Source organism: Afipia massiliensis, from assembly GCF_014203115.1.
Classification (GTDB): domain Bacteria; phylum Pseudomonadota; class Alphaproteobacteria; order Rhizobiales; family Xanthobacteraceae; genus Afipia; species Afipia massiliensis.
This window is the reverse complement of the sequence record NZ_JACHIJ010000001.1, coordinates 41,799-65,772: the sequence shown is the minus strand read 5'-3', so window position 1 is coordinate 65,772 and position 23,974 is coordinate 41,799. Positions and strand designations below refer to the sequence as shown.

The 23,974-nt window shown below is 62.8% G+C and carries 22 protein-coding genes; 16 read left to right on the top strand and 6 right to left on the bottom strand.

Features of this window, described 5'->3' with window-relative positions:
* Positions 1-46 precede the first annotated feature (46 nt).
* From HNQ36_RS00265 to HNQ36_RS00255, 3 genes are all read right to left on the bottom strand, one after another.
* Positions 47-1,291 carry a GGDEF domain-containing protein gene (locus HNQ36_RS00265; protein ID WP_184081990.1) on the bottom strand — a complete coding sequence of 415 codons (1,245 nt, stop codon included), beginning with the start codon at positions 1,289-1,291 and terminating at the stop codon, positions 47-49.
* Positions 1,292-1,400: 109 nt separating this feature from the next.
* Positions 1,401-2,924 carry an AMP-binding protein gene (locus tag HNQ36_RS00260; RefSeq protein ID WP_184082741.1) on the bottom strand — a complete coding sequence of 508 codons (1,524 nt, stop codon included), beginning with the start codon at positions 2,922-2,924 and terminating at the stop codon, positions 1,401-1,403.
* Between the two features lie 37 nt (positions 2,925-2,961).
* Positions 2,962-4,689, bottom strand: a complete 1,728-nt coding sequence (locus tag HNQ36_RS00255) for an ABC transporter substrate-binding protein (protein WP_184081989.1) — start codon at positions 4,687-4,689, stop codon at positions 2,962-2,964.
* A gap of 394 nt (positions 4,690-5,083) precedes the next feature.
* Here HNQ36_RS00255 and HNQ36_RS00250 point away from each other — a divergent pair, with 394 nt between their 5' ends.
* A complete protein-coding gene (locus tag HNQ36_RS00250; protein WP_184081988.1) occupies positions 5,084-5,875 on the top strand; it encodes an invasion associated locus B family protein in 792 nt (263 codons plus the stop codon).
* A gap of 148 nt (positions 5,876-6,023) precedes the next feature.
* The gene (locus tag HNQ36_RS00245; protein WP_184081987.1) at positions 6,024-6,224 is read left to right on the top strand and encodes a hypothetical protein; all 201 of its coding nucleotides are present in this window, start codon (positions 6,024-6,026) and stop codon (positions 6,222-6,224) included.
* A 174-nt stretch (positions 6,225-6,398) separates the two neighbouring features.
* Here HNQ36_RS00245 and hspQ read toward each other — a convergent pair whose 3' ends face one another.
* Positions 6,399-6,731 carry a heat shock protein HspQ gene (hspQ, locus tag HNQ36_RS00240; RefSeq protein WP_184081986.1) on the bottom strand — a complete coding sequence of 111 codons (333 nt, stop codon included), beginning with the start codon at positions 6,729-6,731 and terminating at the stop codon, positions 6,399-6,401.
* Positions 6,732-6,855: 124 nt separating this feature from the next.
* On the opposite strand from hspQ, the gene HNQ36_RS00235 reads away from it, so the two are divergent.
* A complete protein-coding gene (locus HNQ36_RS00235; protein ID WP_184081985.1) occupies positions 6,856-7,809 on the top strand; it encodes an AEC family transporter in 954 nt (317 codons plus the stop codon).
* 131 nt (positions 7,810-7,940) lie between these two features.
* The gene (locus HNQ36_RS00230; protein ID WP_184081984.1) at positions 7,941-8,162 is read left to right on the top strand and encodes a hypothetical protein; all 222 of its coding nucleotides are present in this window, start codon (positions 7,941-7,943) and stop codon (positions 8,160-8,162) included.
* 39 nt (positions 8,163-8,201) lie between these two features.
* On the opposite strand, the gene HNQ36_RS00225 is transcribed toward HNQ36_RS00230, so the two are convergent.
* Positions 8,202-9,392, bottom strand: coding sequence for a UbiH/UbiF family hydroxylase (locus tag HNQ36_RS00225; protein ID WP_184081983.1), 1,191 nt, complete (start codon positions 9,390-9,392; stop codon positions 8,202-8,204).
* A 156-nt stretch (positions 9,393-9,548) separates the two neighbouring features.
* Here HNQ36_RS00225 and pcsA point away from each other — a divergent pair, with 156 nt between their 5' ends.
* The 3 genes from pcsA (at position 9,549) to HNQ36_RS00210 (ending at position 12,079) form a co-directional block, all read left to right on the top strand.
* Positions 9,549-10,283 (top strand): phosphatidylcholine synthase, encoded by a 735-nt coding sequence (gene pcsA, locus HNQ36_RS00220; protein ID WP_184081982.1) that lies wholly within the window; start codon positions 9,549-9,551, stop codon positions 10,281-10,283.
* The gene (locus HNQ36_RS00215; protein WP_184081981.1) at positions 10,280-11,017 is read left to right on the top strand and encodes a TerC family protein; all 738 of its coding nucleotides are present in this window, start codon (positions 10,280-10,282) and stop codon (positions 11,015-11,017) included. Before pcsA ends, HNQ36_RS00215 begins: the two co-directional genes overlap by 4 nt.
* Positions 11,018-11,104: 87 nt before the next feature.
* On the top strand, positions 11,105-12,079 hold the full coding sequence (locus tag HNQ36_RS00210) for a quinone oxidoreductase family protein (RefSeq protein ID WP_184081980.1): 975 nt from the start codon (positions 11,105-11,107) through the stop codon (positions 12,077-12,079).
* Between the two features lie 111 nt (positions 12,080-12,190).
* Here HNQ36_RS00210 and rimO read toward each other — a convergent pair whose 3' ends face one another.
* Positions 12,191-13,516, bottom strand: coding sequence for a 30S ribosomal protein S12 methylthiotransferase RimO (gene rimO, locus HNQ36_RS00205; RefSeq protein WP_184081979.1), 1,326 nt, complete (start codon positions 13,514-13,516; stop codon positions 12,191-12,193).
* Positions 13,517-13,629: 113 nt separating this feature from the next.
* On the opposite strand from rimO, the gene HNQ36_RS00200 reads away from it, so the two are divergent.
* The 9 genes from HNQ36_RS00200 (at position 13,630) to HNQ36_RS00160 (ending at position 23,943) form a co-directional block, all read left to right on the top strand.
* A complete protein-coding gene (locus HNQ36_RS00200) occupies positions 13,630-14,220 on the top strand; it encodes an ANTAR domain-containing response regulator (RefSeq protein WP_184081978.1) in 591 nt (196 codons plus the stop codon).
* Positions 14,217-15,389 carry a CmpA/NrtA family ABC transporter substrate-binding protein gene (locus HNQ36_RS00195; protein WP_184081977.1) on the top strand — a complete coding sequence of 391 codons (1,173 nt, stop codon included), beginning with the start codon at positions 14,217-14,219 and terminating at the stop codon, positions 15,387-15,389. Before HNQ36_RS00200 ends, HNQ36_RS00195 begins: the two co-directional genes overlap by 4 nt.
* Before the next feature lie 360 nt (positions 15,390-15,749).
* Positions 15,750-17,078 (top strand): CmpA/NrtA family ABC transporter substrate-binding protein, encoded by a 1,329-nt coding sequence (locus HNQ36_RS00190; protein WP_184081976.1) that lies wholly within the window; start codon positions 15,750-15,752, stop codon positions 17,076-17,078.
* A 66-nt stretch (positions 17,079-17,144) separates the two neighbouring features.
* Complete coding sequence (ntrB, locus tag HNQ36_RS00185; RefSeq protein WP_430641343.1) at positions 17,145-18,044, top strand: nitrate ABC transporter permease; 900 nt, start codon at positions 17,145-17,147, stop codon at positions 18,042-18,044.
* A 173-nt stretch (positions 18,045-18,217) separates the two neighbouring features.
* The gene (locus HNQ36_RS00180) at positions 18,218-19,009 is read left to right on the top strand and encodes an ABC transporter ATP-binding protein (protein ID WP_184081974.1); all 792 of its coding nucleotides are present in this window, start codon (positions 18,218-18,220) and stop codon (positions 19,007-19,009) included.
* A 9-nt stretch (positions 19,010-19,018) separates the two neighbouring features.
* Positions 19,019-20,233, top strand: coding sequence for an NAD(P)/FAD-dependent oxidoreductase (locus HNQ36_RS00175; RefSeq protein ID WP_184081973.1), 1,215 nt, complete (start codon positions 19,019-19,021; stop codon positions 20,231-20,233).
* Between the two features lie 3 nt (positions 20,234-20,236).
* A complete protein-coding gene (locus HNQ36_RS00170) occupies positions 20,237-21,991 on the top strand; it encodes a NirA family protein (RefSeq protein WP_184081972.1) in 1,755 nt (584 codons plus the stop codon).
* The gene (locus HNQ36_RS00165) at positions 21,991-23,607 is read left to right on the top strand and encodes a sulfite reductase subunit alpha (RefSeq protein WP_184081971.1); all 1,617 of its coding nucleotides are present in this window, start codon (positions 21,991-21,993) and stop codon (positions 23,605-23,607) included. The genes HNQ36_RS00170 and HNQ36_RS00165 overlap by 1 nt, the downstream gene beginning before the upstream one ends.
* A 183-nt stretch (positions 23,608-23,790) precedes the next feature.
* Positions 23,791-23,943, top strand: a complete 153-nt coding sequence (locus tag HNQ36_RS00160; protein ID WP_184081970.1) for a hypothetical protein — start codon at positions 23,791-23,793, stop codon at positions 23,941-23,943.
* Positions 23,944-23,974 lie beyond the last annotated feature (31 nt).

Sequence of the window (23,974 nt, the reverse complement as noted above, 5' to 3'; positions counted from 1 at the left end):
GCGAGTGCTCCTCGCAATGACGAAACGAAATCCCGCGCTTCGTAACTTACGACGCCACCCGATGTCCTTCGGCGTGCAGCCGCCCGAGCACCATCGATGCCGTATCGCCGGGCATCAGCGTCGCGACCGTGACTTGCGGATCGAGCCGCTGGTCGCGCTTGTTGCTGAACATGGTGTGCTTCAATACGCTGGTGAGCCGCCGCGCGATGGCGTGTGCGTTGCGCAGGTCGGCTTCGGCGAACACGATAATGATCGCGCCGTATTCATCGAGCGTCGCGAAATCCATCCGCCGCATCAGGCGGCTGAGAATGCGCGCAGCATCAAGGCGCATCCGCTCGGAAATCGAGCCTTGCGCGAAGGAAATGCGGGCGACGGATAATCCCGCACCACGGGTCTGGGTATCGGTCACGGCGGTCTCAAAGTCGCGGCTGAAGGCGTCCTCGTTCAGCAGTCCGGTGCGCGGGTCGAGCAGCCCGCCCACATCGATCGACTTGAGTGCGCGGCCGATGCGGGACTCGAACGCCTGCTGCCTGATCAGCGGAACGGCATGCGCCGCAAGGATCGGCGGATCGGCGTCGGCGACTTCAAGGTTCGGCAGATCGTAGTCGGCGGCGAGGCCAGACAGGCTTCTCACCACGACGGGAAGATTGCGGAACCGGGAATCTTCCGAGAGCACGGTCAGAAAGGCATCCAGAACACGCGGCGTGAAGCCGTCGCCGACGATGATGCCGTCGAGCTCGCGCGCATTGAGGTGCTTGGCGGCGGCTTCGATGCTGAGTGCGCCGACGACGCCCATCTGTTCGCCGAGTGCAACCGACAGGGCCGGATACGCGCCGCCGCGTCCCAGCAGCAGGGCGGTCGCGTCATCAATCGGATCGCTCGTCGCAATACGTGTGGAGGTGCCGCGGTTGTTGGACAGGCGGCGGAGCAGGGTGGCGTGCAGCGCGCGGACACGCAGCGCGGCATTGAGGCGGCTGACGAGGCGCTCTGGAGTTCGGCCGGCCTCGGTGAAAGGAAGAACATTTCGCGGCAAAATTGTGCCGGGGGCGAGGGCGATCAGCGGCACATATGGATCGATGCGGGCGGTGCGTTCCGCGAGATCCGTCAGCGTGTCCTCGTGACCGTCGAGATCGGTGAGGAGCATTGCGGCAGGCCGCAGCCGCGCAACGGCATCCATGGCGTCGGACCAGCCGACATCCACCATTGGAAACGCCTTGACCTGCGTGATCGCGCCCGAAAGTGCGTGGCCTTCCCGATTTGAGACAATGACGATCGGGCCTTGCTGCGACATGATGCTGCAAACTCTTGAGAAACGCGGTTTGCCGAACGTGTCGGCGCTGCGCGAAACCTTAAGCCCCGGCTGTTAATGGCAGGTCAATGCAATCGATGAAATGATGGGGTCAGGTTCCGCTGGAGCGGTCGCGAAATGCTTCGACCATCAGTGGATTAAGTCCTAACTCACCCAGCGCTTCACGGGCGCGGCTGTTGTCGCCGGCGCGTCCCGCAAGGCGGAAGCCGTTCAGTTGATCCGGCAACGCGGTCAGCATGGCACCGGCTGTCAGCCGCTTCGCCCATGCATCGAGATCCTGCGACAGGAAGCGATAGCCGCCGACACCGACGATCCCGACAGGCGGCGCGGTGATGCCGATGGCGCCCGTGGCCCGATCGACATGCGCGGCATAACCTGTGTCGACGTAATCGAGCACGGGCGTTTCCGCGAGAGAGTCTTCGGACGAGATGCGATAGGCTGCGACCGGCACCATCGCGCCGCGCAGCGCGAGCGTGGCTTTCGGCGTCACGATGATTTCACCGATGGTCTTCGAACTTGCCGCACCGCGCGGCGCGCCGAACGGGCCCGGCGTAATAGGTGCAGCAGCGCCGTCCTCAAGCCGCCGCGCGCCGAACAGTCCAATCTCGCCGAACAGATAGATATCGGTCAGCGTGGTGCCGGTATCTTCCCAGTCGTTGCTTGCGGTCACGCGATCCGGCGTGCGCCACAGGCCGATGACATGCCTGATCGCGACTTGCGGGCGCGCGAGCGTGCCGCTCTCGGCCAGCCGGAGCGCGAGCGGACCGGGCACGATCAGCGTGTCGTGATGGTCATCGACGATTTGCTGTTCAAGAATCTGCAGGTCGGCGGGATGATGCAGCGCGAGCGACCCACCGCTCAGCAGCCAGGTCACCACGGTCGATGCAAAGCCCCCGAACGAGGCGGGTGCGATTGACGACAACAGCCGCGCGCCCTGCGGAAGTCCGGCTTCAAGAAAAACCGCAAGGCCGCCTGAGATCAGCTGAAGGTGGTTGCGCGGGATCGCGCGAAAACCGTCCGGCGTGACGTCGAATGAAATGATCGCCGGTCTGCGCGCATCCGGCAGAGTGGGCGACAGCCAGCCGTTCATGCCGCTTGTCGTGATTTCCAGCGGCGTCATGCCTTCGGGCAGATCGTGGCCGAACCCGAACACCTGGCGGATGGAAAAGGCTTCCGCCGCGGCATGGAGCGCAAGCTCGCCGTGATCGACAATCTCGATACGGCTGACGCCGGCAATCGCCCGCGCGCCGATGCGATTGAGCGCAATGGTCAATTCGGATTGCCGCCAGAGTTGCGGCAATAGCGCCACCACCAGACCGGCGCGGAGCGCAGCCATCACCGTCACTACAAACTCGATGGTGTTCGGCATCTGCACGGCGATGATCGAGCCCGGCGGCAGCCCGGCCTCGACGAAGCGCGCGGCGATGCCCGAGATGGCCTGATCGGCCTGCGCAAAGGTCAGTTGCCGGGGCGCATCGCCGGTGATGCGCTGCTTGTTCGGCGGATCGATCAGTGCGACGGCGTCGGGCTGGCGCAACACGGTGCGGCGAAACAGATCGTCAAGCGTCAGCGCCGTGCCGGATGATGTCGCTGCTGAGGATGGCGCGGTCTGCAAGGTCTCGCTCACATGGTCACGGCGTTACTGTCACGCATCACGGCTTCACTGAAGTCGGCTTGGCACCCGGCTTGTGCCACCACGTTTCCGGCAGATAGCCGGTGAGCGCGGTGGCCTTAGGCCGTTCTATCCGATTCCAGCGCGCGATCCATTGCTGCCGCGCATTATAAATCGGAATTGCGTAGAAGCCGGCGATCAGCGCCCGGTCGAGCGCTCGCACGGCGGGAACAAAGTCGGTCCGCTCTTTTGCCTCGAGAAGTGCGGCGATCATCGCATCGACGGCCGGGGACTTCGCGCCCATGTAATTGCGCGTGCCCTGATTATCGGCGGCGGCGCTGCCCCAGTAGAACGCCTGTTCGTTGCCCGGCGACAGCGACTGATCCCAGCGATTCTGGATCATATCGAATTCGAAGGAGAGCCTGCGCTGGTCGAACTGGACCCCATCCACCGCGCGCACCGATGCGGTGATGCCGGCGCGCTTGAGATCGCGGGAATAGGCCAGTGCGATGCGTTCCTGATCGCGGGTGATGACCAGAATCTCAAAAGTCAGCGGTGCCCGGGTGGCTTTGTGGCGCAGCGCCGAGCCGTCGAGCTGGTAACCGGCCTGTTCCAGCAGCGCGAGCGCGGCGCGCAGCGAGGCGCGGTCGCGGCCGGACGCATCGGTGACAGGCAGGCGATAGCTGCCGTCCATGATGTCGGGACGGATGCTAGCGGCGTAGGGCGCGAGCAGCGTCCTTTCGCGCGCATCCGCCGGGCGCGTGTAGGCCGACAGGTCGGAGCCCGCGAAGTAACCCGCCGAGCGCCCGTACAGGTCGAAGAAGTAATTGCGGTTGATCCATTCGAAGTCGAACAACAGCGTCAGCGCCTGCCGCACGCGGATGTCCGCGAATACGGGGCGGCGCGTGTTGAACACCAGATACTCCGACGGCTGCGGCGTGCCGGGCGTGATCTCGTCGCGGATCACCTCGCCGCTGCGCACGGCCGCGAAATCGTATCCCTCGTGCCAGCGCAGCGGTTCGTTCTCGGCGCGGAAGTCGTAGAGGCCGCGTTTGAACGCTTCGAACGCACCGTTGGCTTCGCGGTAGTAATCCAGCCGCACCTCATCGAAGTTCCACTGGCCCCGGTTCACCGGCAGGTCGCGGCCCCAGTAGTCGGGGTTGCGCGTCAGTGTCACGCTCTGGCCCGCGCGTACGCCGGTGACCCGGTAGGGGCCGGAGCCGATGGGGCCGGTGAGGGAAGTATCCTCGAAGGTCGCGACGTCGACGGCGTGTTTGGGAAAGACCGGCATCAGGCCGAGGATGAGCGGCAACTCGCGGTCATTGGCTCCCCCGAAATCGAACCGCACCGTGCGGTCGTCCAGCGCTTCGGCTTTTTCGACCTTGGCGTAATACAGCCGGTGATTGGGCCGGCCCTTGTCACGCATCAGCTGCCATGAAAACAGAACGTCCTCCGCCAACACCGGCTTACCGTCGGAGAACTTCGCCAGCGGATTGAGCCGGAACGTCACGTAAGTCCGCGCGCTGTCGGTTTCGACGGTTTGCGCCAGCAGGCCGTAGAGCGTGAATGGCTCGTCGTTGCCGCGCGCCAACAGGCTTTCGACCACGTAGGCGCGGATGTGCTGGACCGCGATGCCCCTGACGATGAAAGGATTGAGGCTGTCGAAGGTGCCCAGCAGCCCGAAAATGATCCGGCCGCCCTTCGGTGCGTCGGGATTGACGTAGGGCATATGGGCGAATCCGGCGGGCAGGGCCGGTGCGCCGTGCATGGCGATGCCGTGAGAGTGGACGGGCGATGGAACAGGCGACGGCTGAGCCGCGACTGGCAATGCTCCGAGGTCGGACAAGACCAGAGCCGCGCAACAAAGTTTCCACACAACGGTTCTGCCGTTGGGGTGCAACGGATGTGGCACGGCGAATGATTCGGCGGACTTCACGCCAAAATTTACCACGTTAAGAGCCGATATTGCGGGGTGCGACCCGCAAATATCACTGTTGGCATTGATCTTTTCGTCCGCCGTTGTATTGAAGGCGGGCTATTCGAGGAAGGCTGCGAGAACTGTCACGTATCCGCCTCAATTGGCTCCGAGACAGCCGCCGAACAAACAGGCATCCGCGACCCAGGCGGGAGCGGGCGTTAAGGTCCAGAAAGGGTTTTCCACAATGAATTTCCGTGTCTTGGCCGCGCAGGCCTCGCCGCGCGGCGGGATGTTCGCCGCTCTGACCGCTGGCGCTTTTTTGGCCGCAGCGTCCATTTCTGGCGTGCATGCACAGACCCCCGCACCAGCTCCTGGCGCTCCGGCTCCGAAGGCTGCGCCAAAGGCTCCTGCACCTAAGGCTGCGCCGAAGGCGCCGGCTGCCGCCCAGCAGGCTCCGGCTGCAGGTGCTCCGCAGCAGGCTCCCGCCGACCAGCAGGTTCAGTTGATCTATCAGCCCTGGACCAAGTTCTGCATGAAGGGCCAGGACGCCAACGCCAAGCAGGTCTGCTTCACCGGCAAGGACGGCCGCATTGAATCCGGCCAGCCTGTTGTCGCCGCCGTCATCATCGAGCCGGAAGGTGAACCGAAGAAGCTTCTTCGCGTCACCCTGCCGCTCGGCATGCAGCTCGTTCACGGCACCCGCATCATCGTCGATGCCAACGCGCCGCTGCAGAGCCCGTACGTGATCTGCTTCGCCAACGGCTGTATGTCGGATTACGAAGTGACCCCCGACATGCTCGGCCAGATGAAGAAGGGCCAGAACCTTGTCGTGCAGGCGATCAACGCCAACGGCGCGCCGCTGACGCTGGCGCTTCCGCTTGCCGAATTCGCCAAGGCCTATGATGGCCCGCCGACCGATCCGAAGGTCTTCGAAGAGTCGCAGAAGAAACTGCAGGAAGAGCTTCAGAAGCGCGCGGCGGAAGCCCGCCAGAAGCTGGAAAACGCGGCACCGCCCGCCAATCCCGCCGCGAAGTAACGCGGTCTCCGCAAAAACCCAAAGGGCGCGCAGCAATGCGCGCCCTTTTTGTTTGGGTTGCCGGGAGCATAAATCAGCCGGCGGTCTTATCTATGTAAGGCAGGCTCAGCGCTGCCCGGAGAGGATGCGCGTCAGAGGAGACCATGGCATGCCCGACTACAGTTCGCTCTCGCTTCCCGAACTTGAAGACCGCATTGCGATCGTGCGGGACAACATCCGGCAACTGATCGAGCAGGCTGCGGCGGTGTCCGGCGGCCAAAATGAAGAGCGTAACGCCGACCGCATCGCGCAGCAGACCGAGGAGCTTGAAGCGCTCGTGAAGGAGCGGGACGGGCGCAAGCGGGGCTAGAGAGCGGCCTGCGTTTTGCTCGAACGGGGTCGAAGCAAGTCCGTTGTTCAAGCACCGTACTGGCCGGGCTCGTCCCGGCCATCCACGTCTTGCTTGAGGTTGATCCAGACAGACGTGGATGCCCGGAACAAGTCCGGGCATGACGAAGGAGAGATCACGCGCGTTGAGGGGATGCTAGTTCAGCGACGGATTGCGCGGGCGGTAGCTGCCGGACTTGTCCTTGATGAAAATCTCGGCGACCTGCGAGTGGCGGATCGGCTCACCGGAGTCATCGGGCAGCAGGTTCTGTTCCGAAACGTACGCGACGTACTCGGACTCGGAATTCTCGGCCAGCAGGTGGTAGAACGGCTGATCCTTGTGGGGCCGCATCTCCTCGGGAATCGACAGCCACCATTCCTCGGTGTTGTTGAATTCCGGATCGATATCGTAAATCACCCCGCGGAAAGAGAATATCCGGTGGCGAACGATCTGGCCGATCTGAAATTTGGCGGTGCGCGCTTTTATCATCCTCCGTCGAATAGACCATGATTGTGGCCGATGCTAGGGCCTAAACTCCGAATCCGCGCTGCGGGAGGCACCTCTGCGCTGCGGCATGTTCTCCCTCGCAGCCAGCTAGATTAAGCGTATCCCGATGATCGATATTTTGAATCTTGCCTTGCCGTATTTCGGGCTGATCTTCATCGGCTATGCCTGCGGAAAATATAAACGGCTGCCGGAAGCCGGGCTGGAGTGGATGAATTTCTTCCTGCTCTACGTTTCGCTGCCTGCTCTGTTCTTTAGAACGCTTGCAAGAACGCCGCTCGAGGAGCTGAACAATCCGCCGTTTGTGATCGCCACGACGCTCGCCACCGCGAGCGCATTCTTTATCTCGATGTTCGGCGTGAAGTTCATCGCGAAGCTGTCGACCCGCGAATCCGCGATGGCGGGCCTCGGCGGCGGCTATGGCAACATCGGCTACATGGGGCCGGGACTCGCGCTGGCGACGCTGGGTGCGAAGGCGACTGCGCCGGTCGCGCTGATCTTCTGTTTCGACACCATCTTCCTGTTCACGATCGCGCCGCTGATGATGGTGCTGACCGACGGCGAGCGCCGTCCGCTGCTGCCGACGATCTTACTGGTCGCGAAACAGATCCTTTTGCATCCGCTGATCGTCGCGTCCTATTTCGGCGTGCTGGTCGCAGCCTTCCATGTGCCGGTGCCGGTTGCGGTGGACAACATGTTCCAGTTTCTGCAAAGCGCCGCAGCACCCGTTGCGCTGTTCGCGCTCGGCGTCACCGTGGCGTTGCGCCCGTTCGAGCGGGTGCCATGGGAGGTTCCCGGCGTCATCCTGGTCAAGCTGATCCTGCATCCGCTGATCGTGGTCGGCCTGTTGCTGTTGCTCGGACCGTTTCCGCCGGTATGGGCGGCGACTGCGTTGCTGCTGGCGTCACTGCCGCCCGCGCTCAACGTGTTCGTGATCGCGCGTCAGTACGACACCTGGATCGAACCGGCATCGACGCTGGTGCTGGTCGGTACGTTCGTGTCGGTGGTGACGCTGACCAGCGTGATGTGGATGATCAAGACGGGCGTGATCGTGTTTCCGTGAGGTCAAAAGCATCTGCAAGGGATGTTGACGACGGCATGCTCATCAACCCCTTGCTGCACCGCCGGGCCAACCGGATGCCGTACTCCTGCTGAAGCTGTGGTAGGCTAGGCGGATTGCAGGGAGTATGTCCGATGACGGTTAATCATCCCAACGCAAAGAATATCTGGACCACGATTGAGATCGACAAGGACGGCGTGGTGACAGTGCTGGTCGTTGAAACCGACCTTGAATTGAATGCTGCCGATCCCGGTTTTGATGTCGCCAAGGTCGATGCTTTGATTGATGCAGCAACCAAAAGTTTTGCCGCCAGCGGCGGCACAATTGATCGCGTTCATTTAGTTCCGGTTCGATAAGACCACGGTTTCGCGATGAGTGCGCCGACAACCGACGTGCTATCGCCCGCGCCATGACGGCGACAGGCCTTCGCGCATCGCGAGGCGGCGGATCGGGCCGATGGTGTTGAGCACGTGCATGCCGGCGGCGCGGAGCGATTGCGCGGGCAGGAAATCACTCAGCAGCGTGCGGTTCGCCATGTCCACCGCGAAGGTCCGGCTGAACACATCGGCACGCCGCGCGCGCGCATAGCGTTGCAGCACGGCGTCGTCGCCGGGATCGGCGCCCATCAACAACGTGTCCCGCACGGTCTCCGCAAGATCGGCGGCATCGCGCAGGCCCATGTTGAGACCCTGCGCGCCAATCGGCGGCAGCACATGCGCGGCTTCACCGACCAGCGCGATGCGTTTGGCAGCCAGATGGTCGGGATTTTCAATCCCCAGCGGAAATACATGACGGCCCGGCGCGATGGTCAGCTTGCCGAGGATCGAATGCGATTGCCGCTCGGCGGCGAGGGCGAGCGCCGCGTCGTCGAGGCTCTTCAAGCGCGCGGCCTCGTCCGGCTTCACCACCCAGACGATGCTCGAACGATCGCCGGGCAGGGGCACGAACACGCAGGGGCCGGACTCGGTGTGAAACTCCGTGGAGCAGTTTCCGTGCGGACGCGTGTGCGCCACGTTCAGCGTCAAAGCCGACTGGCCGAGATCGCGGCGCTTGACGCCGATGCCTGCGGCTTCGCGGCACAGCGAATGCCGCCCGTCCGCGCCGACGACGAGGGCAACTGAAAACGACTGGCCTTGCTTCGTGGTGATCTCGATCGAGGACTCGCCCGTGACAACCGACTCTACTTCGTCATCGACGCGCACGAGGTTCTGCAGTTCGGCGGCGCGCGCTTCCATCGCGACCATCAGGAGGCGATTCTCGATGTTGTAGCCGAACGCTTCCATTCCGATCTCGTCGGACGAGAATTTGACTTCGGGCGAGCGGATCAAGCGGCGGGTGTCGTCCACCAGCCGCATGGTGCGCAGTGCGGCTGCGTCGGAGCTGCACCGCTGCCAGACATCGAGCGATTGAAGGAAGTCCACCGAGCCGCCGAGCAGGGCCGTGGTCCGGTTATCGGCATAGGGCGAACGGCGGGCGATCAGGGCGATGTCGACGCCCGCCTGGGCCAGCGCGATGGCGGCGGCAAGCCCGGCGGGTCCGCCGCCGACCACCGCGGCCTGATGGATGTGCGGAGCAGAGTCAGTCATGCGGGTATCTATGGTCGGAATTTTCCCGTGTCACAATGGATTTCGGGTTGTGATCCTCACCGGCATTTGAGGCAAATCCGGTGTGCGTTCCGTCGCAATGCAAGGCAGGATCCCGGATATGCAAAACGAAGGGAATCCTGTTAGTGACGGGTGCATATGAGTGAGCCCGGCCCGCAGGACCAGCCCCCGTTTCCCGCCAGAACGCGCGTGCGCGCGTTTGGCGTCCACATCTTCACGGCGCTCGGCGGCGCGATTGCGCTGATCGCCATGCTGGAGGCGGTGAGGGAACACTGGGCGGCGATGTTCGGCTGGCTCGGGCTGGCGCTTCTGATCGACGCTCTCGACGGTCCGCTGGCGCGGCGGCTCAAGGTCGGCGATGTGCTGCCGAACTGGTCCGGCGACACGCTCGATCTGGTGGTCGATTTCCTGACTTACGTGTTCGTGCCGGCCTATGCGATTACCGCCAGCGGTCTGCTGATTCCGCTGGCCACGCCGCTGCTCGGCGGAGCGATTGTCATTTCCGGCGCGCTGTACTTCTCGGACCGGCGGATGAAAACCGACGACAATCATTTTCGCGGCTTTCCGGCGCTGTGGAACGGAGCGGCGTTCTATCTGTTTCTGCTGAAGCCGCCGGCTGCGGTCGGGAGTATTGCGCTTGCTGTTCTCGTCGTTCTCACCTTCGTGCCGTTCCATGTGATGCATCCGCTGCGCACCACACGGTTCCGGATGCTGAACATCGCGCTGCTGGTGGTCTGGGCGATCCTGGCAATGATCGCGGTTGCCACCAATTTCGAGGCACCGGTGTGGGTCACCGCCGGGCTCTGCGCCATCGGCGTGTATATTCTTCTCAGTGATGTCCTGATCCGATTGATAGGCGGGAAACGCGCATGATGGAATTACTGACAAGTCCGGAAGCCTGGGTCGCGCTGCTGACACTGACGGCGCTCGAAGTCGTGCTGGGCATCGACAACGTGATCTTCCTGTCGGTGATCGTGTCGCGTATTCCGCCGGCGCAGGCCGAGAAGGCGCGCAAGATCGGCCTCGCACTGGCGCTGATCTTCCGGATCGCGCTGCTGAGCATTCTGGTCTGGCTGATCGGGCTGACGGAGCCTGTCATCACTATCGCCAAGTTCGCGCTGTCATGGCGCGACATCATTCTGATCGTCGGCGGCCTGTTCCTGATCGCAAAGGCGACCCACGAGATTCATGCCGAGGTCGAGGCGCGGGATCACGACGAACAAGCCAAGGCATCTCCGAGTGCGTTCTTCTGGGTGATCATGCAGATCATCGTCATCGATCTCGTGTTCTCGGTCGACTCCATCATCACCGCGATCGGCATGGTGCAGGATATCGAAATCATGGTCGCCGCGGTCGTCATCGCGGTCGGCGTGATGTACCTGTCGTCAGGGCCGGTCGCAGCGTTCGTCGCCGAGCATCCCACCACCAAGATGCTCGCGCTGGCGTTCCTGGTGTTGATCGGAGTGGCGCTGGTCGCGGACGGATTCCATTTCCATATTCCGCGCGCGTTCATCTACGTCGCGATCTGCTTCTCGGCGGCGGTGGAGTTCTTCAACATCCTGGCCAAGCGCAACCGCAAGAAAAGGGTGAAAAGCACAGCGGGCTAAGGCGCGGCTTTGGTCCGCGTTGACAATTTGCTGCCGATGGACTTCGCTCCCGGTTGAGATTGCTTGAGAAAAAGGTCGGGAGAAACCATGAGCAAGGCTGTACGCGTCCATCAGGTGGGCGGTCCGGAAGTGATGATCTACGAGGATGTCGATGTGCCTGCGCCCGGCGCCGGTGAAGTCCGCATCCGCCAGCACGCCATCGGACTGAACTTCATCGACACGTACTATCGCACCGGTCTGTACAAGGCTCCGGGCCTGCCGTTCATCGTCGGCAACGAAGCCTCGGGCGAGGTGGTGTCGGTCGGACCGGGCGTGACCAATTTCCATCCCGGCGACCGTGTCGCTTACTACTTCAATCTCGGCGGCTACGCGACCGAGCGCAACATTCCCGCTGACAAGCTGGTGAAGCTGCCCGACCATATCTCCTACGAGCAGGCGGCGGTGCTGATGCTCAAGGGACTGACGGTCTATTATCTGCTGCACAAGACCTTCAAGGTTGAGCCCGGCCATCGTGTGCTGATCCACGCCGCAGCCGGGGGCATCGGTTTGCTCGCGTGTCAGTGGGCGAAGGCACTGGGTGCAAATGTCATCGGCACCGTCGGTACAGAGGAGAAGGCAAAGCTGGCGCTGTCCAACGGTTGCGACCACGTCATTCTCTACAAGCAGGAAGATTTTGCGGAGCGCGTGAAGCAGATCAGCCGCGGCGAGTTGTGCGACGTGGTCTATGACGGCGTCGGCAAGGACACGTTCGCGGGATCGCTGAAGTCGCTGAAACAGCGCGGGCTGTTCGTGTCATTCGGCAATGCCTCGGGGCCGGTGCCGCCGTTCTCGATCGCGGAGCTGAACAATCACGGTTCGCTGTTCGCGACGCGGCCTAAGCTCAACGACTATGTCGGGACGCGCAAGGAATTGATGGAAGGCGCGGATACGCTGTTCGCCGCCGTCATTAGCGGCACGCTGCATGTGCCGATCAACCACGCCTATGCGCTGAAGGATGCGCAGAAGGCGCATCGCGAGCTCGAGAGCCGGATGACCACGGGGTCGGGGATTCTGAAGCCGTAAACGGCTTCGTCTCCAAAATCCGATCATCCCCGCGTAAGCGGGGATCCAGAACTCACTCGGGTATTTACAAGTCTGGGTCCCCGCTTTCGCGGGGACGAGCGGGAATCTGCGTTAGAACCCCGCCACCGTCCCGTGCAGGTCGTACTGATCCGCGCGGTCGATCTTGGCGGTGACGATGTCGCCGACCTTCAGCGGGCGGCGGCTTGAGACGTAGACATTGCCGTCGATCTGCGGCGCGTCGGCCTTCGAGCGGCCCTTCGAGACGGTCGGGCCAACTTCGTCGATAATGACCTGCTGGCGCGTGCCGACCTTGCGCTTCAGCCGCTGCGCGGAAATCTTCTGCTGCCGCGCCATCAATGCGTTCCAGCGCGCGGTCTTGATCTCTTCAGGTACGGGGTTCTCGATCGTGTTCGAAGTCGCGCCTGCGACCGGCTCATATTTGAAACAGCCGACGCGATCGATCTGCGCTTCATCGAGCCAGTCGAGCAGATACTGAAAATCGGAATCGGTTTCGCCGGGGAAGCCGACGATGAAGGTCGAGCGCAGCGTCAGGTCCGGACATTCCTCGCGCCACTTCTTGATGCGATTGAGCGTCTTGTCCTGCGCGGCGGGGCGGCGCATCTGCTTCAACACGTCAGGCGACGCATGCTGGAACGGGATGTCGAGATAGGGCAGCACCTTGCCCTCGGTCATCAGGCTGATGACTTCGTCGACATGCGGGTAAGGGTAGACGTATTGAAGTCTGACCCATGCGCCGAGCTCGCCGAGTTCGCGTGACAGGTCGAAGAATTTCGCGCGGACCTCGCGGTCCTTCCACGGGCTCGTCGCATACTTGATGTCGACGCCGTAGGCGGAGGTGTCTTGCGACACCACCAGCAGTTCCTTGACCCCGGCGGTGACAAGCTTCTCGGCTTCGAGCAGCACGTCCTTGGCCGGGCGCGAGACCAGATCGCCGCGCAGCTTCGGGATGATGCAGAAGGTGCAGCGGTTGTTGCAGCCTTCGGAAATTTTCAGGTACGCGTAGTGGCGCGGCGTCAGCTTGATGCCCTGCGGCGGCACGAGATCGAGATGCGGATTGTGCAGCGGCGGCAGCGCGCGATGGACGGCGTCGAGCACGCTCTCGTACTGCTGCGGTCCGGTGATCGAGAGCACGTTCGGGTATGCCTTCTCGATCTGCTCGGGTTCCGCGCCCATGCAGCCGGTGACGATGACCTTGCCATTCTGGGCCATGGCTTCGCCGATGGCGCCCAGCGATTCCTGTTTGGCGCTGTCGAGGAACCCGCAGGTGTTGACGATCACCAGATCCGCGCCGTCGTGCTTGCGTGCGAGCTCGTAGCCCTCGGCGCGCAGGCGCGTGATGATCCGCTCGGAATCCACCAAGGCCTTGGGGCATCCAAGCGAGACAAAACTGACTTTTGGGGCGACGCCCTGTTCCATACCGTCCAACCTGTTGGGAGAACGCAGGAGCTATCCCTGATTACCTATAAATACAAGGCTTTAAGCCAATCGCTGACGCGTGCTAGGGTTGTTTTGCCGGAATGTGGGTGTGAATGGCTGCGGATTCGTCGTTTAAGATCGTCATTGTCGACGAAAGCCCGATCCGCGCGGCAATCCTGAAGGAAGGGTTGCGGGACGCGGGCTTTACCAGTGTCGAGCACATTCCGGAGATGCACAATCTCCTGGCGCGAATCTATGCGCTCGATCCCGACGTCATCCTGATCGACCTCGAAAACCCCAGCCGCGACGTTCTGGAACAGATGTTCCAGGTCAGCCGTGCCGTGCGGCGGCCGATCGCCATGTTCGTGGACCAGAGCGACGCCGCATCGATCCAGCAATCGGTCGAGGCGGGGGTGTCGGCCTACATCGTCGATGGCCTGAAGAAGGAGCGGATCAAGCCGATCCTCGATCTGTGCATTTCGCGCTTCAACGCCTTCGCCAAGCTGCAGGATGAACTGGACCGCACCAAATCGGCGCTCGAGGACCGCAAGATTCTCGATCGCGCCAAGGGCGTGCTGATGAAGATGAAAGGTCTCTCGGAGGAGGAGGCCTACGTGCTGATCCGCTCGACCGCCATGCGCGAGAAAAAGAAGATCGGCGAAATCGCCCAATCGATCATCACCGCGGCGGAGATGTTGAAATGACCGGTAGACCGCTCACGATCGGTTTCATTCCGCTTGTCGATGCTGCTGCGCTGATTGTCGCCGTCGACAAGGGCTTGACCGCCGCTGAAGGCCTCGACGTGACGCTGGTGCGCGAGGTGTCGTGGTCGAACGTCCGCGACAAGCTCAATATCGGCCTGTTCGATGCTGCGCATCTGCTGGCGCCGGTCGCCATCGCATCCACGCTCGGCCTGTCGCAGGTCAAAGTGCCGATCGTGGCGCCCTTCAATCTCGGCCTGAACGGCAATGCGATCACGGTGTCACCTGCGCTGTATGCTGCGATCATGGGCGAGGCGGACGGCGATCCGCTCGATCCGATGGTGACCGCGAAGGCGCTGGCGCGCGTGGTTACGGCCCGTCGCAAGGCCGGCGGCGAACCGCTCACCTTCGGCATGACGTTCCCGTTCTCGACCCACAACTATCAACTCCGGTTCTGGATGGCCGCCGGCGGCGTCGATCCGGATGAGGACGTCCGGCTGGTGGTGCTGCCACCGCCCTTCATGGTGGACAGTCTCGCCAACGGCCATGTCGATGCTTTCTGTGTCGGCGCGCCATGGAATTCGGTCGCGGTCGATCTTGGCGTCGGGCACATCCTGCATTTCGTGTCGGACATTCTGGAACGTGCGGCGGAAAAGGTGCTGGCGGTTCGCGAGAAGTGGGCGCTGGAAAATCCCGAGATCGTCGCAAAACTCACGCGCGCGCACGGGAATGCTGCCGATTTCATCGAAAACCCGGACAACCGGGCTGAGGTCGCGCGCATCCTCGCAATGCCGAACCGGATCGATGTCGATCCCGAGGTGATCCGGCGCACGCTCGACGGCCGCCTGAAAATCTCCCCGGACGGAACGATGCGGCAAAGCGAGCGCTATCTGCTGGTCGGACGCGAAGGGGCGGCCCGGCCCGATCCCGTGCAGGCGGCCTGGCTTTATGCCCAGATGGTGCGATGGGGGCAGGTTGCCTATTCGCCGGAGGCTCTGGAGCGGGCCAAGAGGGTGTTCCGGCCCGATTTGTACGACGCCGCGCTCGGCGCGCCTGCCGGATCTGCGCATGGTGTGACGGACGGCGTGGGAGCCTTCGACGGCGCGCGGTTCGATGCCAATGACATCGCCGCACACCTCGGGTCCGTGACGATCGGACGCCGTTTCTCCTGACCACAGTTCCTGCGAATTGCCGCCTGCCCAATTTTTGTGTGGCGCGCAAAATGTGGGCATTTGCCGTTTGGAGAGGCCGCGCCGGCGGCCTGCTTCATCTTAAGGCACTGCCTCAAACCCCTGAAAAATATGGATTTGCTGCGCCGCACGCGGCTGGCACGATCCTTGAATAGCTGGGGTAGGCCGAGACGAAGGCCTGCCGGGTCCACCGATGACCCAAACAGCAATGCCGCTGTCTCGAGGAGCCTCACGGGCGCGTCTCGAGGTGGCGGCTTTTTGTTTTGGGCGGCGAGGAGACCTGTGCGTAGGGCGATTGAACGGCAGTCAAACAGCGACACGGTCGAAAGGACGACAGACACGATGACCAAGACCACCAAACATGGCGAAAAGGGAATCGCGGACCGCAAGATGAGCCGCCGCGCGCTGCTCAAGGCAGGTGCTGGAACGGCAGCGCTGCTGGCCGCCGCGCGACTGAATTTTCCCGGCGGTGCGTTCGCGCAGACCGCCGGACCGGAAGTGACCAAGGCGATCTTCGGCTACATCGCGCTGATGGATGCGTCCGCGCTGGTGATCGCGAAAGAGAAGGGATTGTTTGCCAAGCACGGTATGCCCGACGTCGAGGTCAACAAGCAGGCGTCGTGGGGCGCCACGCGCGACAATCTCGTGCTCGGCGGCGAGAAGAACGGCATCGATGGCGCGCACATCCTGACGCCAATGCCGTACCTGATTTCGGCCGGCAAGGTGACTCAGAACAACGTGCCGACGCCGATGTACATCCTGGCGCGGCTCAATCTCGACGCCCAGGCCATCTCGGTTTCCAACGAATACAAGGATCTGAAAGTCACCAGCGACGCATCTCCGCTCAAGGCGGCCTTCGCGAAGAAGAGGGCCGAGGGCAAGGAAGTGAAGATCGCGATGACCTTCCCCGGCGGCACTCACGACCTGTGGATCCGCTACTGGCTCGCAGCCGGCGGCATCGACCCCGACAAGGACGTCTCGACCATTGTCGTTCCGCCGCCGCAGATGGTGGCGAACATGAAGGTCGGCAACATGGACGCGTTCTGCGTCGGCGAGCCGTGGAACGAACAGCTCGTCAATCAGGGCATCGGCTTTACCGCCTGCTCCACAGGCGAAGTCTGGGCGAAGCACCCCGAAAAGGCGCTGAGCATCCGCGCCGAATATGCCGACAAGTATCCGAAGGCGACGCAGGCCATCCTGATGGCCGTGATGGAAGCGCAGCAGTGGTGCGACAAGCCCGCGAACCGCGCCGAGATGTCCGAGATCGTCGGAAAACGGCAGTGGTTCAACGTGCCGGTCGCCGACATCATCGGCCGCGCCAACGGCGACATCAACTACGGCAACGGCCGCGTCGAGAAGGGCACCAAGCAGTTCATGAAGTTCTGGCAGGACCACGCGTCCTACCCGTTCAAGAGTCATGACGCCTGGTTCGTCACCGAAGACATCCGCTGGGGCAAGTTCGAGCCGACGACGGACGTCAAGGCGCTGGTCGACAAGGTCAACCGCGAAGACGTTTGGCGGTCGGCGGCCAAGGCGCTCGGCGTTGCCGCAGCCGACATTCCGGCTTCGTCATCACGCGGCAAGGAAACCTTCTTCGACGGCAAGGTTTTCGATCCCGAAAATCCGTCGGCGTACCTCAAGAGTTTGTCGATCAAGCGTATCGAGGCCTGAGAACCTGCGGGCCGCCCCACGCAGGGGCGGCCTCGCACCTAACACAACCGAGGCAATCTCATGAACATGCCGCTCGCCAAAACCACCAGCACAGTCTCAGCCGCCGCACCGGCCACGACGACCGCCGCCGTGGTTTCGCTGCCGAAATCATCCCGCAACTTTGTGACGGATACGCTGTCTCCCAATTTGCGGGCGCTGGCGGCGCGCGTCATTCCGCCGTTCATCATGCTCGTGCTGATCTTCGGCGTCTGGCAGATCCTCTGCATGAAGCCGGGCGCGACATTGCCGTCGCCGTCACGGATCTGGGCCGACGCCAAGGACCTGATTGTCGATCCGTTCTTCGTCGCCGGGCCGCAGGATATCGGTCTCGGCTGGCGCGTCATGACATCGCTGCAGCGCGTAGCTGTCGGCTTCGGTCTTGCGAGCGTCGTCGGCGTACTCGTCGGCGCGATCATCGGCCAGTCGATCTGGGCGATGCGCGGTCTCGATCCGATCTTTCAGGTGATGCGCACCGTGCCGCCGCTGGCGTGGCTGCCGATTTCGCTCGCGGCCTTCCGCGACAGCAATCCCTCGGCGATCTTCGTGATCTTCATCACCTCGATCTGGCCGATCATCATCAATACCGCCGTCGGCATTCGCAACATTCCGCAGGATTATCGCAATGTCGCCGCCGTGGTCCGGCTGAACCAGCTCGAGTTTTTCTGGAAGATCATGATCCCGTCGGCCGCGCCGTACATCTTCACAGGTCTGCGTATCGGCATCGGCCTGTCGTGGCTCGCCATCGTCGCCGCTGAAATGCTCACGGGCGGCGTCGGCATCGGCTTCTTCATCTGGGACGCGTGGAATTCATCGCGGCTGTCCGACATCTTCGTGGCGCTCGCCTACATCGGCGTCGTCGGATTTGTACTCGACCGCATCGTGGCCTTCGTTGCGAACATCGCAACGCGCGGCGCGCAGGCAAGCTAGTGATCCGGTTCTGACATTCATACCGTAATCTTCCGCAGGCACCTTTACGAATGTCAGAACCAAAGGATCACTAGAATTATAACTTGCTAGTGTCCTTTCGTATCCGACGTTCGCTCGGAAGGCGCTGCAGAGTGAAGCGAACGTCGGATACGGGACACTAGCGGAGAATGACAATGGCTTATCTCAAGATTGACCACGTCGATAAGGTCTTCACCCGCGGCTCGACGCAGAGCGAGGTCCTCAAGGACATCAACCTGACCGTGGAGAAGGGCGATTACGTTTCGATCATCGGCCACTCCGGCTGCGGCAAGTCCACACTGCTCAACATCGTCGCCGGGCTGACCAACGCCACGCAGGGCGGCGTGCTGCTCGAGGACCGCGAGGTGAATTCGCCGGGACCTGATCGCGCCGTGGTGTTCCAGAACCACAGCCTGCTGCCGTGGCTGACGGTCTATGACAACGTCCGTCTCGGCGTCGACAAGGTGTTCAGCAAGACCAAGACCCGCGCCGAGCGCGACGAATGGGTGATGCACAACCTCAATCTCGTGCAGATGACCCATGCCAAGGACAAGCGCCCGTCGGAAATCTCCGGCGGCATGAAGCAGCGCGTCGGCATCGCCCGCGCGCTGGCGATGGAGCCGAAGGTGCTGCTGCTGGACGAGCCGTTCGGCGCGCTCGATGCGCTGACCCGCGCCCATCTCCAGGACTCGGTAATGGCGCTGCACCAGAAGCTCAACAACACGGTGATGATGATCACGCACGACGTTGACGAAGCCGTGCTGCTCTCCAACCGCATCGTGATGATGACCAACGGTCCGAGCGCACGGATCGGCGAGGTGCTTGACGTGCCGCTGCCGCATCCGCGCAAGCGGCTCGATCTTGCCGCCAACCCGATCTACCTCAAGTGCCGGCAGCGCGTGCTTGAGTTCCTTTATGAGCGTCATCGGTTCGTCGAGGCGGCATAGGAGCGCGGCATGAGCGAACCTCTCGTCATCATCGGCAACGGAATGGCCGCCGCTCGCCTTGTCGATGAGATGGCGAAGCGCGCGCTCGGCCGCTACGCCATCGCCGTGATCGGTGACGAACCGAGGCTCGCCTACAATCGCGTGCTGCTGTCGTCGGTGCTGGCGGGCGAAACCACGTCGCAGGACATCGAACTGCGGTCGGCGTCGTGGTGGCGCGACCGCGGTGTGACGCTGACTTACGGCTGCGCCGCCAATTCGATCGATCTGAGCGCACGCACGATCCACCTCGCGAACGGCGCGGCGGTTCCGTTCTCGAAGGTGGTCATTGCCACCGGCTCGACGGCGATCCGGCTGAACGTGCCCGGCGCGGACCTGCCGGGCGTCCATACGTTCCGCGACAGCCGCGACGTCGATCTTCTGCTCAAGCTTGCGCGTGAGAAGAAGCGTGTCGTGGTGGTCGGCGGCGGATTGCTCGGCCTTGAAGCAGCCTATGGCCTCGCCAAGGCCGGATCGAAGGTTACGCTGCTGCATCTGATGGACCGCCTGATGGAGCGGCAACTCGATGCGCCGGCGGCGGCGCTGCTGAAGCGGCTTGTCGAGAGCAAGGGCATCGAAGTTCTGCTTGGCGCCAACACCAAACAGATCTTGGGCGAAGATACGACGCAGGGCATCGAACTGTCGGATGGGCGGGTGATTGCAGCCGATGCCGTGGTCTTCGCCGCGGGCATCCGGCCGAACGTTACGCTGGCCAAGGATGCAGGCGTGCCGGTCAATCGCGGCATCGTGGTCGATGACCAGTTGCGGACCGGCCATGCCGACGTGTTCGCGCTCGGCGAATGCGCCGAACATCGCGGTACGTGTTACGGGCTTGTCGAGCCCGCCTATGAGCAGGCTCGCGTGCTTGCCGATCACCTTGCAGGGCGTCCGGCGCAGTACACCGGCAGCGTCGTTTCCACCAATCTCAAAGTCTCGGGCGTCAGCGTGTTTTCTGCTGGCGATTTTCTCGGTGAAACCGACACCGACACGCTTGTGTTCAATGACGAACGGCGTGGCACCTACAAGAAACTTGTGGTGGCTGATGGCCGCCTCAAGGGGGCGGTCCTGGTCGGCGATACGCAGGATGCGCTCTGGTACCTCGAACTGATCAGGACAACGGCGTCCATCGAAGCGATCCGCGGCGACATGATGTTCGGCCGCGCGCTCGCACAACCGAAGGCCGCATGAGGCATGTCCAGCGATTTTTCTCCGGACCAGAAGCGTTATCTCGAAGGATTCGTATCGGGGCTCTCTGCCTCGCGCGCCGCGCGCACAAGTGCCCCGGCGAAGTCCGAGCCGGTCGGACCTGACGCCATCCACTTCAAGGCGCAGGACCGCACCGTCGCCGCGGGCGGCAAGCTCAACGATCAGGAGAAATTCAAACGCGACGAGCATCCGTTCGATGCTTATCCGCGACTGGTGAAGCAGGCGGAAAACAATGAAGCGCCGAAGCCGCAGGACAACTTCCGCTGGCGCTATTACGGGATTTTCTACGTCGCGCCGACGCAGGCGTCCTATATGTGCCGCTTGCGGATTCCGAACGGCATCCTGAAGCACTGGCAGTTCGCGGGCGTCGCGGACATCGCGGAGAATTTCGGCGGGCCCTATGCCCATGTGACGACGCGCGCCAATCTCCAGCTTCGCGAAATCGAGCCGAAGAACGCCATCAACGTGATCGAGGGTCTTCAGGACCTCGGACTGTGCTCGCGCGGCTCCGGCGCCGACAACATCCGCAACGTCACCGGCACATCGACTGCAGGTATTGATCCGCAGGAAATTCTGGATACGCGGCGCTATGCCCGCGACTGGCATTTTCACATTCTCAACGACCGCTCGCTGTACGGCCTGCCGCGCAAGTTCAACGTGGCGTTCGACGGAGCAGGGCGCATCGCCACACTCGAGGAGACCAACGACATCGCCTTTCAGGCGGTCGAGGTAATTGAAGGCTTTGGGATCGATCCGGGGATTTACTTCCGGCTGGCGCTCGGGGGCATCACCGGACACAAGGATTTCGCCCGCGATACCGGCGTCATCCTCAAGCCGCAGGAAGCAACCGACGTTGCCGACAAGATCGTGCGCGTTTTCATCGAGAACGGCGACCGGACCAACCGCAACAAGGCGCGGCTCAAGTACGTGCTCGACTCCTGGGGCTTCGACAAGTTTCTCGCGGCGGTGGAGGAAAAGCTCGGCCGCAAGCTCGCGCGCGTGCCGGCTGAGGCGATTGCGCCGCGCCCGGCCTATGATCGCTTTGCGCATATCGGCGTGCATCCGCAAAAGCAGGCAGGCCTGAACTGGATCGGCGTTGCGCTGAAGCTCGGTCGCCTGTCGCCGGAGCAGATCCGTGGCCTCGCAAAACTCGCCGCCGATTTCGGCGACGGCGATATTCGTCTCACGGTCTGGCAGAACCTGCTCATTTCCGGTGTGGCTGACGCCAACGTGGCGACCGTTACCGCTGCTATCGAGGCGCTGGGTCTCGCAACGACGACATCGGCGCTCCGCGCAGGACTGATAGCCTGCACGGGAGCGACAGGTTGCCGCTTCGCGGCGACTCACACCAAGGAGAATGCGGAAGAGATCGCGGCATGGTGCGACGAGCGCGTGCCGCTTGAGACGCCGGTGAACATCCATCTTACCGGATGCCATCACTCTTGTGCTCAGCACTACATCGGCGACATCGGCCTGATCGGCGCGCGTGTTCCGGTCAACGACGACGGCGATACCGTCGATGGCTATCACCTGCTGGTCGGCGGAGGGTTCGGCACGGACGCCACCATGGGCCGTGAACTGTTTCAGAATGTGAAGGCGGAAGACGCGCCGCGCACCGTTGAACGTGTCCTGAAGGCCTACGTCGCCCATCGCGCGTCGGAGGATGAAACGTTTGTCGCCTTCGCCAAGCGGACCGAGATCGACGCGCTCAAGCGCATGACTGAAATGGAGTCTGTGTGATGAACCAGAGAACTCCTCCCGGCCAGCTTGAGATCATCCCGGAAACCGCGCCGTTTTCGCAGGAACAGCGCTCGTGGCTGAACGGCTTCTTTGCCGGTCTGGTATCGCTCGACAACGCCGTGACGCCGCTGTCGGCGGAGCAGGGCGCGGCGGTCATGAAGGATGCGGCCGGCGACGGCGATGACGGCGAAGCGCCTTGGCACGACCAGACCATGCCGATTGCCGACCGCATGAAGCTGGCGGAAGGCCGACCGGTCCGCCGCAAGATGATGGCGGCGATGGCGCAGCAGGATTGCGGCCAGTGCGGTTACAACTGCCACGACTATTCCGAGGTGATCGCCAGCAAGGCTGAGGCGCGGCTCAATCTCTGCGTTCCCGGCGGCAAGGAAACCGCGCGGATGCTCAAGTCGCTCTATGAGGAGCTTGAGAAGGCGCCTGCCGCGGCATCGTCCTCCGCAAATGCACCTGCCGCTGCGCCTGTCGCTGCGGCACCCGCAGCGGAGCCGGGACGTTCGCGCGACAATCCTGTGAAGGCCTCGTTCCTGTCGCGCCGTCCGGTCAACAAGCCCGGCTCCGAAAAGGAGACCTGGCATATCGAGTTCGATCTCGCGCAGGCCGGTCTCGATTATGTCGTCGGCGATTCATTCGGCGTGTTCGCCGCCAACGATCTCGGCCTTGTGGACCAGATCATCGCGATGCTCGGCGCGTCGCACATGGTTGAGGTCAACGGCAAGCCGTTGCGCGAGGTGCTGCTCAACGACGTCTCGCTGTCTCCGGCACCGGACACGCTGTTTGAATTGCTCTCGTTCGTGACCGGCGGCGCGCAGCGCGAGAAGGCGCGGGCGCTGGCGTCCGGCGACGATCCGGACGGCGATGCCGCCAATCTGGACGTGCTGGCCGCCTTGCAGAAGTTTTCCGGCGTGCGCCCGCATCCGGAGGCCTTCGTCGAGGCATTGGAGCCGTTGCAGCCGCGTCTCTACTCGATCTCGTCGTCGCATAACGCCACGCCGGGCAAGCTGTCGCTGACCGTCGATGCGGTGCGTTATGTCATTGGCAAGCGCAAGCGGCTTGGGCTTGCATCGACATTCCTTGCGGAACGGATCAATCCCGGCGATCAGCTCGGCGTCTATGTGCAGAAGGCCCACGGCTTCGGCCTGCCGGAGGATCCGAACACGCCGATCATCATGATCGGCCCCGGCACGGGCATCGCGCCGTTCCGCGCATTCCTGCACGACCGTCAGGCCACCAAGGCGCCCGGCCGCAACTGGCTGTTCTTCGGCCATCAGCGCAGCGCGTACGATTTCTTCTATTCCGACGAACTGAACGCGATGAAAACCTCGGGCGTGCTGACGCGCTTGTCGCTGGCGTGGTCGCGCGACGGCGCTGAAAAATTCTACGTTCAGGACCGCATGCGCGAGGTTGGCCGCGAGTTGTGGAACTGGCTCGCTGACGGCGCACACGTCTACGTCTGCGGCGATGCCAAGCGGATGGCGAAGGACGTCGAGCGCGCGCTGGTGGATATCGCAGCCCAGTTTGGGGCGCGATCGACCGACGAAGCGATCGCCTTTGTGGCCGATCTGAAGAAAAAAGGCCGCTACCAGCAGGACGTCTATTGATGGTGGAAAGGTACAAATCGCTGGTTTTGCCGGAGACAGTTCGTTCTCCGCAGGCTGCGACGGGAGGAATTTTCTCTCCCCCGGCGCAGGCGGGGGCAACTTTATCGTCTTTTGCGCCAATGCCTTGTAACCGGCCGCTCGAGCGCTTCAATATCGCATCACGTGATCGACTGGAGATCGGCGATGCGAGATGTTGTGCCTGGAATCGAAGCCCATGCCCGGGCCGCCTCTGCTCAGGCGGAGCCGGACAACCGCGTGCATATGCTCGCGGTGTACGGTTCATTCGCGCTGATCGCAGCCATCGTGTTCGGCACGCTGTCCTACCATCCGTTCTGACCTCTGAACTGTTTGTCGTGCGGGGAACCGC

Bases quoted from the DNA above. Each gene is read 5' to 3' on its own strand.
- HNQ36_RS00225 (WP_184081983.1), bottom strand. From the start codon at position 9,392: ATGACTGACTCTGCTCCGCACATCCATCAGGCCGCGGTGGTCGGCGGC.
- pcsA (WP_184081982.1), top strand. From the start codon at position 9,549: ATGAGTGAGCCCGGCCCGCAGGACCAGCCCCCGTTTCCCGCCAGAACG.
- HNQ36_RS00230 (WP_184081984.1), top strand. From the start codon at position 7,941: ATGACGGTTAATCATCCCAACGCAAAGAATATCTGGACCACGATTGAG.
- HNQ36_RS00195 (WP_184081977.1), top strand. From the start codon at position 14,217: ATGACCGGTAGACCGCTCACGATCGGTTTCATTCCGCTTGTCGATGCT.
- HNQ36_RS00160 (WP_184081970.1), top strand. From the start codon at position 23,791: ATGCGAGATGTTGTGCCTGGAATCGAAGCCCATGCCCGGGCCGCCTCT.
- HNQ36_RS00250 (WP_184081988.1), top strand. From the start codon at position 5,084: ATGAATTTCCGTGTCTTGGCCGCGCAGGCCTCGCCGCGCGGCGGGATG.
- HNQ36_RS00165 (WP_184081971.1), top strand. From the start codon at position 21,991: ATGAACCAGAGAACTCCTCCCGGCCAGCTTGAGATCATCCCGGAAACC.
- HNQ36_RS00255 (WP_184081989.1), bottom strand. From the start codon at position 4,689: ATGCACGGCGCACCGGCCCTGCCCGCCGGATTCGCCCATATGCCCTAC.
- HNQ36_RS00235 (WP_184081985.1), top strand. From the start codon at position 6,856: ATGATCGATATTTTGAATCTTGCCTTGCCGTATTTCGGGCTGATCTTC.
- HNQ36_RS00245 (WP_184081987.1), top strand. From the start codon at position 6,024: ATGCCCGACTACAGTTCGCTCTCGCTTCCCGAACTTGAAGACCGCATT.
- HNQ36_RS00190 (WP_184081976.1), top strand. From the start codon at position 15,750: ATGACCAAGACCACCAAACATGGCGAAAAGGGAATCGCGGACCGCAAG.
- HNQ36_RS00265 (WP_184081990.1), bottom strand. From the start codon at position 1,291: ATGTCGCAGCAAGGCCCGATCGTCATTGTCTCAAATCGGGAAGGCCAC.
- HNQ36_RS00200 (WP_184081978.1), top strand. From the start codon at position 13,630: ATGGCTGCGGATTCGTCGTTTAAGATCGTCATTGTCGACGAAAGCCCG.
- HNQ36_RS00175 (WP_184081973.1), top strand. From the start codon at position 19,019: ATGAGCGAACCTCTCGTCATCATCGGCAACGGAATGGCCGCCGCTCGC.
- hspQ (WP_184081986.1), bottom strand. From the start codon at position 6,731: ATGATAAAAGCGCGCACCGCCAAATTTCAGATCGGCCAGATCGTTCGC.
- HNQ36_RS00170 (WP_184081972.1), top strand. From the start codon at position 20,237: ATGTCCAGCGATTTTTCTCCGGACCAGAAGCGTTATCTCGAAGGATTC.
- ntrB (WP_430641343.1), top strand. From the start codon at position 17,145: ATGCCGCTCGCCAAAACCACCAGCACAGTCTCAGCCGCCGCACCGGCC.
- HNQ36_RS00180 (WP_184081974.1), top strand. From the start codon at position 18,218: ATGGCTTATCTCAAGATTGACCACGTCGATAAGGTCTTCACCCGCGGC.
- rimO (WP_184081979.1), bottom strand. From the start codon at position 13,516: ATGGAACAGGGCGTCGCCCCAAAAGTCAGTTTTGTCTCGCTTGGATGC.
- HNQ36_RS00210 (WP_184081980.1), top strand. From the start codon at position 11,105: ATGAGCAAGGCTGTACGCGTCCATCAGGTGGGCGGTCCGGAAGTGATG.
- HNQ36_RS00215 (WP_184081981.1), top strand. From the start codon at position 10,280: ATGATGGAATTACTGACAAGTCCGGAAGCCTGGGTCGCGCTGCTGACA.